The organism is Pedobacter sp. V48, from assembly GCF_000523515.1.
Lineage (GTDB): Bacteria > Bacteroidota > Bacteroidia > Sphingobacteriales > Sphingobacteriaceae > Pedobacter.
Window position 1 is genome coordinate 129,259 of sequence record NZ_AWRU01000031.1, and the last position, 13,800, is coordinate 143,058.

Genomic DNA, 13,800 nt, shown 5'->3' on the forward strand with positions numbered 1-13,800 from the left:
AAAAGACCAATGCAAATTATGCATTGGTCTTTTTTTTAAGCTAAGCTTCTTATTATTTTAAGCTGGTTACTTGGGCTTTTACGTAATCGATTAAAGATATAATGTCTTTACGTTGTGGTTGTACAAGTAATATCTTTTGAAAATCAGAAACTGAATTATTGAATAAGGCAATGCAGGCTTTTTTCTCTACTGCCTTTTTTATCTTATAGGATTTATAAATTCCATAGTCCTTATAAGCCAATCCTCTGTTTTGTAACAATTGAGGATCTTCTTCCCCATTTATCTCTATGGCTTTCGAAAAATCTTTAATAGCAGCAAGATAAAAGCTTTCTCTCATCTGATTTAGTGATTCTTTTGGATCATTAGCCACATTTAATCTGGCTTTTCCTCTATAATAATATGCAGAGTAATCTGATGGCTTCAGAGTCAAGAAACGGCTATATGTATTTATCGCATTTTCATAGTCGCCACACTGATAATAAGAATAGCCTAACATCTTTAGAACGTTAGAATTATTAGGGTCTTTGGTATCCGCTTTTTCTAATTGGGCCACTGCACCTTTATAATCGCCTTTTAACCAGGCCTGCATTCCCAGCTTATCATAGTTATTGTTTTGAGCAATACTACTGTTGGCCGAAATAACAAGTAATACCAGAATTGTTTGCTTGAAATAGTTCATTAATTTTTATTAAAAAATAAATATATTTAGTTTTATTCAATACCCTCACAAATTTTAAAACTTTTTTTCCAGGTATCTCGGAGTTTACATTAGGCAACTATCATACCATTTACAAATATGATATACTAAACGTTAAATAATTAAAAATATGATCGGCATCGGGATTATTATTTTTTACCTGACTTTTTAACATAGAAAACAAGTAATATCGCTTTTGGCACAGGAGTTGAAATTATAGGTATTCAATATAATTAATAATTTCGCAAGCGACATGCTGTCAGATTGTCGTTTTTTTAATTTTAAGAAGGACTATATTAATGAGTAAACAAGATCAATTTGATTTTAGCAATGCACTACCTATCATAAATGAAGATACTGAGTTTTTTCCGTTGATGTCTCAACAAGACGAAGATGAAATGAACAATGAAGAAACACCAGAGGTCCTGCCCATACTCCCGCTTAGAAATACCGTCTTATTTCCAGGTGTGGTTATCCCTATTACAGTAGGAAGAGATAAATCAATAAAACTAATAAAAGAAGCTTATAAAGGAAATCGGATTATTGGAGTTGTTTCGCAGCGTGATGTTTCTATAGAAGACCCAACTTTTGAGCAGTTAAATAGTGTAGGTACAGTCGCACACATTATCAAAATGCTTCAAATGCCTGATGGAAATACTACGGTAATTATTCAGGGAAAACAGCGCTTCAGATTAATAGAAGAGGTTCAGTCAGAACCTTATATTAAAGTAACAATCAGTAAGTTTACTGAAGCTAAACATAAGAGCGACAAAGAGTTTAAGGCTTTGGTTGCTTCTATTAAAGAGATGTCGAGCCAGATTATTCAACTGTCTCCAAACATCCCTAGCGAGGCCGGAATTGCATTAAAAAATATTGAAAGTACTTCCTTCCTGATTAACTTCATATCATCTAATATGAATGCCGATGTGTCTGACAAGCAAAAAATGCTTGAAATGACTAACCTGCGTGAACGTGCCATGATGGTAATGGAGCTGTTAACACTGGAGCTTCAAATGCTTGAGCTTAAAAACCAGATACAGTCTAAAGTACGAACGGACCTTGATAAGCAACAAAGAGATTACTTTCTAAACCAGCAATTAAAAACAATACAGGAAGAACTTGGAGGCAATTCATCAGATCTGGAATATGAAGCTTTACAAGCCCGCGCCAAGAAGAAAAAATGGGCATTACACATTGAAAGTCATTTCAGCAAAGAGCTGGAAAAGCTAGGCAGAATGAATCCTGCGGCTCCAGACTATTCTGTTCAGATAAACTACCTTGAATTACTGTTAGACTTGCCTTGGAATGATTTCACTAAGGATAATTTTGACCTAAAACGTGCACAGCGTATTTTGGACAAGGATCATTTTGGTCTTGAAAAGGTAAAACAAAGAATTATTGAGTATTTGGCCGTTCTAAAGCTTAAACGTGATATGAAAGCTCCTATCATTTGCTTGGTTGGCCCTCCGGGAGTTGGTAAAACATCACTAGGAAAGTCAATTGCTAAAGCTTTAAATAGGAAATATGTTCGTATGGCTCTTGGTGGAATACGAGACGAGGCGGAAATTCGTGGTCACAGGAAAACCTATATTGGTGCAATGCCAGGCCGAATAATACAGTCTATAAAAAAAGCGGGCGCTGCTAATCCGGTATTTGTTTTAGATGAGATCGATAAAGTAGGTTCTGATTTTAGAGGAGACCCTTCATCTGCTCTTTTAGAAGTATTAGATCCGGAGCAAAACAGTGCTTTTAACGATCATTATGTTGAGGCGGATTACGACCTGTCCAATGTTCTTTTCATTGCAACGGCTAACTCTTTAAGCTCGATTCAGCCAGCTCTGCTGGATCGTATGGAGATCATTGAGGTTAACGGTTACACCATTGAAGAAAAGATAGAAATTGCTAAAAAGTATTTACTTCCAAAGCAAAAGGAACAGCATGGCATAAAATCTAAAGACATTGCCTTGAAAGGAACTTTGATTGAGAAAGTGATTGAAGATTATACTCGTGAATCAGGAGTTCGCGGTTTAGAGAAAAAAATTGGTTCACTTGTACGTGGCGTGGCTACAAAAATTGCCATGGATGAAACTTACGAGCCTAATTTAAGTGCTGAAGATGTTGAACGCATACTTGGAGCTCCAATTTACGATAAGGACCTTTACGAAGGCAATGAGGTTGCGGGTGTTGTAACCGGATTAGCATGGACTCAGGTTGGTGGCGATATCTTATTCATTGAAGCGAGTTTAAGCCCGGGAAAAGGAAAGTTAACCTTAACAGGTAACCTTGGAGAGGTAATGAAAGAATCTGCCATTATAGCATTGGCTTATTTAAGAGCTCATGCTGATCTGTTTGATATTGATCATTTACTGTTTGATCAATGGGATATCCATGTTCACGTTCCGGCAGGAGCTACTCCTAAGGATGGCCCGTCAGCAGGTATAACTATGCTAACAGCGCTAACTTCTGCATTTACTCAACGTAAAGTAAAACCTAATCTGGCTATGACCGGAGAAATTACATTACGTGGTAAAGTTTTACCGGTTGGAGGTATAAAAGAAAAGATACTTGCGGCAAAAAGAGCAAACATCAAAGATGTAATTCTTTGTAAATCAAACAAAAAAGATATTTTAGAAATTAAAGAAAGCTACATTAAGGATCTTAACTTCCATTATGTAACTGAAATGAAAGAGGTAATTGAGATTGCACTAACTAAGGAAAAAGTTAAAAACCCTCAGAATCTTAGTATTAAACCAAATCCAATCGCTAACTAAGACATAATATTATATCGAATAATGGCTATTCGCTTTCATTTTAGTCATTAAGTATTATATTAGACTCCGGTAATTTATACCGGAGTTTTTTTTTACAACCAACAAATGAACAGCAAATCCATTCTACTATTTTCGATTCTATCTATATTAACATTTGGTGCTTCCGCTCAAACTTTCAAGAATGAGTTCGGTTTTAAAAGCGACAATGACTCTTATCTTGCACAAGGTTCTGACCGTTACTATACCAATGGCTTATTTATTGATTATCGCAGAGCGATGGATCAGAGCAAGCTAAGAAATGGACTAGAAAAAAAAATCTATGAAATATCTGCGGGGCAAAAAATGTATAATCCTATTTCGGGTTATGCACCAGACCCTGAAAAACAAGACAGGCCATTTGCAGGTTATTTATATGTTGGAGGTGCCCTAAGCTGGTTCCATAGTAATGAAAGTATACTAAAAACCAGTATAGAAATAGGAACAACCGGGCCAAATTCATTAGCTGAAGACGGGCAAGAATTATTACATAGTACTGTGGGATTTTATGAGCTTGATGGCTGGCAATATCAAATCAGAAATGAGATGGCGGTAAATCTTTCAGCTCAATACACAAAGCTATTGCACCGTGCATCCAACAATGCTATAGATTTCTCATTTGATGGTTATACAAATGTGGGTACTACATTTAGTGGAGCGGGGGCAGGTATTTTATTTAGAGCAGGCGGTATTAATCAACTGTTCAATTCCGCTTATACAAATGCGGTGATCGGAAATAATGCAAAAACAAAAGCATTGGTAAAAAGAGAGATTTTCTTTTATGCCAAACCGCAATTGAATTTTGTTGCCTATGACGCGACAGTACAAGGAAGCATGTTCAACAACAATAGTCCGGTTACATTTGGTATAAAACCTATTGTTTTTGCTCAACAGATTGGATTTAATTACAGCTCACAACGCTTCACATTTGATTTCGGAATGCTTTTTAAAACGAAAGAGATAAAAAGTACAGCTAAGGCACACCAGTATGGATCAATTAGCATGTTTTACAGATTCAATTAGTCAAACTGAGGGCGCCTTCTGTTTTCTTTTTTAGCTGCCGTTATTTGCTTATCTGCCAATCTTTTTCTGATAACTGATTTGGGGATTTTTGTTGGTTTCCTATTTTTTTGAATGTGAAGAGCAGATTTCAGCAATGCAATTAATTTAATAATGGTTCTTTCCTTGTTCATCAGTTGACTGCGGTCTTCTTGTGAAACTATATGGAGGTTGCCGTCCTGATCTAGCCTATGCACTAATCTTTCATTTAAAAGTTGCTTTTCGTCCTCATTTAAAAAAGATGCTGAGTGTAGATTTAAAATTAGTTCAACCTTACTAGAAACTTTATTTACATTTTGTCCGCCCTTACCTCCGCTACGGGAAGTTTTAAATAGCACGACTTTAACAATATCTTCTTTAGTGGGTATCATATGGCAAAAGTAATTATTTCTGTTGCCTTCAATTTACTTTATTAGAAATTTTGATTGAAAATCATTTCTCAAATTGTTAGCTTTGCTTTATATGAGAAAAAATCTGGTTATAGCTATTGACGGCTATTCTTCATGCGGAAAAAGTACTCTTGCAAAGGCTTTAGCCAAAAAACTAGGTTTTATCTATATAGACAGCGGGTCTATGTACCGTGCTGTTACCCTATTCTTTATTCGCAATAAAGTCGACATTAGTGATCCTGAGGCAGTAAAAGATGCACTTCAGCATATCGAATTAAACTTTCACTCAAGAGATTACGAATCTCATATTACGCTGAACGGCGAAGAGGTTTCTGAAGAAATCAGACAAATGCCTGTTTCCGAAAACGTTAGTGAAGTCTCTGCGAACAAAATTGTGCGTAAAGAAATGGTAAAACAGCAACAACGCATGGGTAAGTCTAAAAATATTGTAATGGATGGCCGCGATATAGGCACAACAGTATTTGCAGATGCTCAGGTAAAGTTTTTTATGACTGCTGATCCTAAAATCAGGGCTGAACGTCGTTTTAAAGAATTACAAAGTAAGGGCGATACAGTTACTTCTCTGGAAGATGTTTTTGAAAATCTAGCTCATAGAGATTACGCAGACACAACACGTGCAGAGAGCCCGCTAACCCGGGCTGAAGATGCTATAATTCTTGACAATACAGAATTAACACAAGAAGAACAGCTTGATTTTGCATTAGAGCAAGTTCATCAGCATCTACCCGTCTGATTTTCGGGTCTCCGACCACTTAATCACTTTATTATTTTTCTGCAAAGCTTTAGTTACAAAAGCTGAAATAGGTTAAACATTACATTTTGATGTTTTATCTATTTTAAAGTATGAATAATTTCGCCACCCGATAGTTAATATCTTAAAAACCTGCTACAAGAATGAAAACAAAGTTCCAATCTATTTATTTTTTATTACCAGTTTTATTAATCATTAGTTCTTGTGGGAGTAATGATAAGAAAAAGGATGCCGGAGCGGCAAATCAGGTACAAGCCTATCCTGTTGTTGCATTAACGGCTCAATCTACATCACTTGAAACAGACTATCCTGCAACAATTGAAGGTATTCAAAATGTAGACATCAGACCAAAGGTTGATGGCTTTATTGAGAAAATTTATGTTGACGAGGGCGCAGTAGTAAAGAAAGGTCAGCGACTTTTTAGCATCAATGCCCCACAATATGAACAATTGGTTAGAACTGCAACCGCCGCAATTAGTAGCGCCGAAGCTGATGTGAATGCTGCACAGCTACAAGTAAATAAAACAAAACCCTTAGTTGAGAAAGATATCATTAGTAAGTATGATCTAGATGCTGCTCAACTTACGCTTCAAAGTAGAAAAGCTGCATTAGCTCAGACAAGAGCTGAATTGGTTAATGCAAAGGTAAACCTTGGTTACACCACAATTACTAGTCCGGTTGATGGTGTAATTGGTAGTATACCTTTTAAAACCGGTAGCCTGGTAAGTGGCAGCAGTGCAGAACCGCTAACCACTGTATCAAATATTTCAAAAGTTTATGCTTATTTCTCTTTAAATGAGAAACAACTTCTTGATTTTTCGAGGAATTATAAAGGCGCAACACTTGAGGCGCAAATGAAAAACATTCCTGCAGTTTCGTTAATATTAGCTGATGGAAGTGCATATGCTGAGAATGGAAAAATTGAGTCTATAAATGGCTTAATAAATACCAACACAGGTTCTGCGAGTTTAAGAGCAACTTTTTCAAACCCTTCTAAACTTTTAAGAAGTGGTGCCAGCGCATCGGTACGTATACCACAGCATCTGGAGAATGCTATTCTTATCCCTCAAAAATCAACTACTGATTTACAAGGTAAAAAGTTTGTGTTTGTTGTTGATGACAAAGGAATCATTAAAAATACGGAGATCGAAATCATGGAAAATGCAAAAGGTAATTTCTATGTAGTTACCAAAGGCCTTAAAGCCGGAGATAAGATTGTACTTGAAGGCTTCCAATCGTTAAAAGATGGTGCAGAGATTAAACCGGAAGAAAAAAGTGCAGATTCAGTATTCGCTGATCTTAAAAAATAAATAACAGTTTATCCAATCCGGCAATAGCCGGTTGAAATAGAATATATGTTTAAGAAATTTATAGAGAGACCTGTTTTATCAACAGTTATATCCATTATAATTGTAATATTGGGGGTACTAGGTTTAATTACTTTACCTGTATCTCAATATCCAGAAATTGCCCCACCAACAGTTCAGGTATCTGCATCCTATCAGGGTGCCAATGCCGATGTTGTGATGAACAGTGTTGTTGTTCCGCTAGAGGAACAGATTAACGGTGTTGAGGATATGACCTACATGACCTCAACAGCCAGTAATGATGGTACAGCAACAATCACAGTAAACTTTAAACTCGGTACAAATCCGGATCTTGCAGCTGTAAACGTCCAGAACCGTGTATCAAGAGCTACCAGTTTATTACCTGCAGAGGTTACACGTGCGGGGGTAATAACAGCAAAAAAACAAGCGAGTAACGTTTTGATCTTCGGTATTTATAGTGATAATCCATCCTATGACCAGACGTTTCTTCAAAACTACTCCAACATTAACTTAATACCTCAAATTAAGCGTATCAATGGTGTTGGTGATGCGAATGCTTTTGGTTTAATGGATTATACCATGCGCATCTGGCTTAAGCCAGAAGTTATGGCAACTTATGGCTTAGTACCAAATGACATTAATGTAGCGCTTGCTGAACAAAATGTTGAAGCCGCCCCAGGCCAGTTTGGAGAACAAGGCAATCAGGCATTCCAATACACGTTAAAATATTCAGGACGTCTAAAAAATGAAAGTGAGTTTAGTAATATCATTATCAGAACTGCTGCAAATGGACAAGTATTACGTCTTAAGGATATTGCAAGAATTGAATTAGGAGCTCAAAGTTATGCCAGTTCAGTAAGGTTTGATGGTAAGCCTGCACTTGGTATTGCTATAAACCAGACCGCAGGATCAAATGCAAAAGATGTTATCGAAGGCGCAATAAAGGTTTTGGACGATGCATCGGTTAACTTTCCAAAAGGTGTTCATTATGCACCACTTGTAAATGTTAATGATTTCCTTGATGCATCAATTGAAAAAGTAATACATACACTGGTTGAAGCATTTATACTTGTGTTTTTAGTTGTGTTTATATTTCTTCAGGATTTCCGTTCGACCCTAATTCCTGCAATTAGTGTTCCGGTGGCTATTATTGGTACGTTCTTTTTCTTAAATCTTTTCGGCTTTACCATAAATCTATTAACACTCTTTGCCCTGGTTCTTGCCATTGGTATTGTTGTGGATGATGCTATTGTGGTAGTTGAAGCGGTACATGCTAAACTCGACCATGGTTATAAATCGGCCAAAAAGGCCACTATTGATGCCATGGAGGACATTACAGGAGCAATCATATCCATCACATTGGTTATGGCTGCTGTATTTATTCCGGTAAGTTTTATCCAGGGGTCTTCCGGGGTATTCTACAAACAATTTGGATTAACCCTTGCTATTGCAATCATATTATCAGCAATTAATGCATTAACATTGAGCCCTGCTCTTTGTGCGCTGTTCTTAAAACCTCACGAAGAAGATCATGAGAAAAAGAAAAGTTTCCTTCAAAAATTCTATGTAGGTTTTAATACCTCATTTGATATGATGACTAACAGATACAAAAGATCTGTTAAATTTCTTGCCAGGAGGAAATGGATTGCTGGTTTGGGTATCGCCATTTTCACAGTAGTTTTAGTTTGGACAATGAATACCACGCCTAAAGGATTTGTTCCTAATGAGGATTTAGGCACCATTATGTCTGATATTTCATTACCCGCTTCTACTTCACAGGAACGGACAAATGAAGTTATTGCACAAATTGACAGTATTGTTCATGCTATTCCAGAAGTTAGAAACTCGATTAGGGTAGTTGGTAGAAGTATGATCAGTGGATCTGGAAGTTCTTATGGTATGGTAATTTCAAGACTTAAACCCTGGAATGAGAGAACCCGTGACGTAAAGCAGATTATTGGTGAATTATTTGCTAAAACAGCAAGTATTAAAGGCGCGAAAATCATTTTCTTTGCACCGCCTACAATTCAAGGTTTTGGTACCAGTGGAGGTTTTGAATTTCAATTACAAGATAAAACTGGTGGTGATATTAATAAGTTCAATGCCATAGGGAACGATTTCCTTGCAGCCCTTAGCAAACGACCTGAGATACAATATGCATCTACTTCCTTTAACCCTAATTTCCCTCAATATCAAATTGATGTTAATGTAGCCACAGTAAAACAAGCTGGACTAACTGTTACTGATGTTTTAGGTGTTTTACAGGGATATTATGGTGGTGTTTATGCCTCTAACTTTAACAAATACGGAAAACAATACCGCGTTATGTTCCAGGCTGATGCGCAATACAGGGCGAATCAGGCTAGCTTAAATAACATATATGTAAGAAATGCAAGCGGCAAAATGGCGCCCGTTAGTGAATTCATAACCTTAACTAAGGTTTATGGTCCTCAGGCAATTTCCCGTTTTAACTTATTTACTTCCATTGCCGTAACTGGAAATCCAAACAACGGATATAGTTCTGGTGATGCGCTAAAGGCTGTACAAGAAGAAGCTGCAATACACTTACCAGTTGGTTATGGTTACGAATTCTCAGGATTATCTCGTGAGGAGATGTCAAGTGGTAGTCAAACCATTTTTATATTCCTTCTATGTGTTGTGTTCGTTTACTTTTTACTTTGTGCACAATATGAGAGTTACATTTTGCCTCTTGCGGTTCTAATTTCACTTCCTATTGGTCTAGCTGGTGTATTTATCTTCGATAAGATTTTCGGAATTGACAATAACATTTACACTCAAATCACGCTGATCATGCTTGTAGGCCTACTGGCTAAAAATGCAATTTTGATTGTTGAATTTGCCGTAGATAGAAGAAGAAAAGGCATGAGCATAGTAAATTCTGCTATTAACGGAGCAACTGCGCGTTTACGTCCTATTTTAATGACATCATTTGCCTTCATTCTTGGGCTATTACCTTTAATGCTTTCAACAGGGGTTGGTGCAGCAGGTAATAAATCAATTGGTACAGGTGCTGTTGGGGGAATGCTTATAGGAACAATATTTGGAATATTTGTTATTCCCGCACTATTCATCATTTTCCAAACCTTACAAGAAAAGGTAAGCAACAAATCTCCTTTTGAAGAAGGTATTGTTAAAGAACAAGCAGAACTTGAATTCCCGGCAGTAGATACCCGTGAACATTAAATTTAATCACATGAACTTTAGATATAAATCTTATATAATCATCGGTTTTGCCACACTCTGTTTAACCGCCTGTGTAACTAAAAAATATGAGCGCCCGGCCTTAAACAGCAATGATCTTTACCGCGACAAAACAGGAACCGATACTGCGACTATCGCAAATTTACCCTGGAAAACTTTATTCGCTGATGGCACTTTACAAACTTTAATTCAACAAGGTTTAAATGAAAACCTTGATTTAAAGCAGGCTGTTGAACGTATTAAAATTGCTGAAGCTACATTAAGACAAAGTAAAGCTGCTTTTTTGCCTAGTTTAAGTGGAGATTTATCTGTTACTGATGCTAAACAATCAAGAGCGGCATTAAACTTCCCTCCAGGAATAAATATCAATACAGAAACGCAAACCTATAAAGCACAATTAAGTACAAGTTGGGAAGCTGACATATGGGGTAAACTTAGTAGCGCCAAAAGATCAGCATATGCTTCATTATTACAAACAGATGCGGCAAAAAGGGCAGTACAAACGCAACTAATTGCCAATATTGCAAACACTTATTACAACTTACTTGCTCTGGATAAACAACTAGCTATTACAGAACAAACTGTAAAAATCAGAGAAACTGATGTTGAAACCATGAAATCTTTAAAAGAAGGTGCAATAGTTAATGGAGCAGCAGTTGTACAAAGTGAAGCAAATTTATATGCAGCGCAGGTTACTATCCCAGATCTTAAGAAGAGTATCAAAGAGACAGAAAATGCACTTAGCATACTTTTAGGAAAAGGACCTGGAGCGATTAACCGCACTACTTTAGATGAGCAACAGCCATATAATAGTTTGGAGACAGGTGTATCGTCGCAGCTATTACAAAATAGACCAGATGTACAGGCGGCTGAATTTGCTTTCAGATCAGCGTTTGAAAATACGAATACAGCAAAAACATACTTCTATCCTGCTTTAACATTAACTGCTAATGGTGGATTATCGAGCCTTGACCTGAAAAATTTCTTTGACCAATCTGTATTTTACAACCTAATTGGAGGCATTACACAACCTATATTCAATAAAGGGCAAAATAAGGCTAGATTGAAAACTGCTCAGGCACAACAGCAACAAGCATTCTATAGTTTTCAACAAACGCTTCTAACTAGCGGACAGGAGGTTTCAAATGCATTATTTGCTTACCAAACGGCATCTGAAAAAGAAACAACCAGAGCAAAGCAGATTGCATCTCTTACCAAAGCAGTAGATTACACAAAAGAGTTGCTTCGTTATAGCTCGGCGACCAACTATACAGATGTTTTAACCTCTGAGCAGAGCCTCTTAGCTGCGCAACTGAATAGTATAAATGATCGTCTTCAGAAACTTCAATCAATTGTTAATTTATACAGAGCCCTGGGTGGCGGTTGGAAATAGAAATCTAATTGATTAATATTACAAAAACCTGCATGAGTTTATTATTTTTAAAATAATATAGCTCATGCAGGTTTTTAGTGTATTAGAAATGAAAATACTTATTGTTGAAGATGAAAAAACATTAGCGCTCGAAATGGCTGAATTTCTAGGCAAAGAAGGATATACCATTGAACATGCCTGGAAAAAGTCATCTGCTGAAGAAAAGATCTTTGTAAATTCTTATGACTTCATTTTACTTGATCTGGGATTGCCCGGTGGCGATGGTTTTGAACTCTTACATCAGTTAAAACAAATCGGCGGTCGTGATGATGCCGTGATTATACTTACCGCACGTGGTGATGTTGATGATCGGATTAAGGGGTTAGAGGCTGGGGCCGACGACTATCTGGCAAAACCTTTCTCTTTAACAGAACTTTTGGCTAGAATGCATGCCATTATCAGGCGCAAGCATAAGCTCGAAATGAATGAGATAAATGTTCACAAATTTACCCTGGACATTAAAAATCATGAGGTTTGTTTTAATGGAGAAAAAATTAATTTGACAAATAAGGAGTTTGAAATTTTCAATTACCTGGTGCTAAACAAAAACAGAGTAATTTCAAGAGTGAACCTTACCGAACATGTTTGGGGAGATATTCTGGAAATTAATTCAGATTCAAACTTTGTTGATGTACATGTTAAAAATCTACGTAAAAAACTATCAGCTCATGCTTCCATTAACTGGTTTGAAACCGTTAGAAGTATTGGATACAGAATCAACTTCTAATGTGTAATTTCATATAGGCAATCCAATTATGAAATTACAATTTAAGCTTGCTTTATACAATACACTAACCAAGATCGCTATTATTACCTTTCTGGGGATATTAATACTGGCATCTATTAATCATATTTCGATAAAACACCTTCAGAAGCGTTTGATTCAGAAGAAAGCTAAATTTGTATCAAACCTCTCAACTGGAGAGATTAATGACTTACTCACACAACAAAAAACCTTTACCGATTATAACTTACTTAAGGAAGAATACATCATTCTAAAAGAGGTTAAACAAGATAACAAACCTCTTAAAAATCACTTTAGTCAAGAGATACGTAGTATAGAAGATAGTGAAGAAGAGTATCAGATCCTTACTACGGATCTGGTTTTTGAAGGAACAAGGTATGAACTCGAATTGGGCGAGACCATGGCAACGGTATACCAATTAGAACATACCATTTCAGTTTTTACATTTTTTATACTCCTTGCCGCAGTTATCTTAACATTAATAACCGATCTGGCTTTCACTCAGTTCTTATTAGCTCCTTTTTATCGGATTATAGATCAGAAGCTAAATAGGGTAAATGACCCAATTAATTTCAATTATGAACCAATAAAGACCACAACAGAAGATTTCAAAATACTGGATAATAGTATCAGTATATTAATGAATAAAATTGCAACCTTATTTCTTACAGAAAAGGAATTTATAGCCAATGTCTCTCATGAATTACTTACACCCCTCTCAGTTTTAAATACCCGATTAGAAAATTTGCTGAACGATGAACAACTAACTCAAGAGGGTGAAAACAAACTATTTGCGTGCCTCAAAACGCTAAGTCGCCTGAAATCAATTATAAACAGCTTGTTACTAATCTCTAAAGTTGAAAATAATCAGTTTAATAAGCCGGATCTTATTTCAATAAAAGATACAGTAACAGAGGTCTATGAGGAACTGGAACACAGGCTATTGATGAAGAAGTTAACACTAAACATCAACCTTCCCGAAGATTTTACTTTTACCGGCAATCGTTCACTGCTCCACACCTTAATAAGTAATTTGGTTAGCAATGCCATTAAATACAATGTTGAATCAGGTCTGATAAACATATATAGCAAAAAAGAACATGATGGTTTTCATCTTTACATTGCCGACACCGGTCAAGGAATGAACCTGGACGAAGTGAAAAATGCTTTTGTCCGTTTCGAAAAATTCGAATCAAAAAAGGAAGATAGTTATGGTCTGGGCCTTGCTATTGCAAAAAGTATAGCGGCATTTCATCAGATCATAATTGATATCAAATCTAAAAAAGATAAAGGCACTACGGTCGAATTAATTTTCCATTTTTAGCCTTTATCTATCTTCATTAAATCTT

The 13,800-nt window shown here is 36.4% G+C and carries 10 protein-coding genes; 8 read left to right on the forward strand and 2 right to left on the reverse strand.

The window, feature by feature from the left end; all coding sequences use genetic code 11:
* Positions 1-52: 52 nt before the first annotated feature.
* On the reverse strand, positions 53-679 hold the full coding sequence (locus tag N824_RS21080) for a tetratricopeptide repeat protein (RefSeq protein ID WP_048907121.1): 627 nt from the start codon (positions 677-679) through the stop codon (positions 53-55).
* A gap of 317 nt (positions 680-996) precedes the next feature.
* On the opposite strand from N824_RS21080, the gene lon reads away from it, so the two are divergent.
* Together lon and N824_RS21090 are read left to right on the forward strand one after the other, a co-directional pair.
* Positions 997-3,468, forward strand: coding sequence for an endopeptidase La (gene lon / locus N824_RS21085; protein ID WP_048907122.1), 2,472 nt, complete (start codon positions 997-999; stop codon positions 3,466-3,468).
* A gap of 105 nt (positions 3,469-3,573) precedes the next feature.
* On the forward strand, positions 3,574-4,527 hold the full coding sequence (locus N824_RS21090; RefSeq protein ID WP_048907123.1) for a lipid A deacylase LpxR family protein: 954 nt from the start codon (positions 3,574-3,576) through the stop codon (positions 4,525-4,527).
* On the opposite strand, the gene arfB is transcribed toward N824_RS21090, so the two are convergent.
* Positions 4,524-4,934 (reverse strand): alternative ribosome rescue aminoacyl-tRNA hydrolase ArfB, encoded by a 411-nt coding sequence (gene arfB, locus N824_RS21095; RefSeq protein ID WP_048907124.1) that lies wholly within the window; start codon positions 4,932-4,934, stop codon positions 4,524-4,526. The two genes, N824_RS21090 and arfB, sit on opposite strands and share 4 nt — an antisense overlap.
* Positions 4,935-5,025: 91 nt before the next feature.
* On the opposite strand from arfB, the gene cmk reads away from it, so the two are divergent.
* The 6 genes from cmk to N824_RS21125 all read left to right on the forward strand — a co-directional run bounded on the left by cmk (position 5,026) and on the right by N824_RS21125 (position 13,775).
* Positions 5,026-5,706: a (d)CMP kinase gene (gene cmk / locus N824_RS21100; RefSeq protein ID WP_048907125.1), complete on the forward strand. Its 681-nt coding sequence runs from the start codon at positions 5,026-5,028 to the stop codon at positions 5,704-5,706.
* Between the two features lie 161 nt (positions 5,707-5,867).
* Positions 5,868-7,034, forward strand: a complete 1,167-nt coding sequence (locus N824_RS21105; RefSeq protein WP_048907126.1) for an efflux RND transporter periplasmic adaptor subunit — start codon at positions 5,868-5,870, stop codon at positions 7,032-7,034.
* Positions 7,035-7,079: 45 nt separating this feature from the next.
* Entirely contained in the window at positions 7,080-10,256 is a 3,177-nt protein-coding gene (locus tag N824_RS21110; RefSeq protein WP_048907127.1) for an efflux RND transporter permease subunit, read from the forward strand.
* A 10-nt stretch (positions 10,257-10,266) separates the two neighbouring features.
* Entirely contained in the window at positions 10,267-11,667 is a 1,401-nt protein-coding gene (locus N824_RS21115) for an efflux transporter outer membrane subunit (protein WP_048907128.1), read from the forward strand.
* An 88-nt stretch (positions 11,668-11,755) separates the two neighbouring features.
* On the forward strand, positions 11,756-12,433 hold the full coding sequence (locus tag N824_RS21120) for a response regulator transcription factor (protein WP_048907260.1): 678 nt from the start codon (positions 11,756-11,758) through the stop codon (positions 12,431-12,433).
* A gap of 28 nt (positions 12,434-12,461) precedes the next feature.
* Positions 12,462-13,775, forward strand: coding sequence for a HAMP domain-containing sensor histidine kinase (locus tag N824_RS21125; protein ID WP_048907129.1), 1,314 nt, complete (start codon positions 12,462-12,464; stop codon positions 13,773-13,775).
* Positions 13,776-13,800 lie beyond the last annotated feature (25 nt).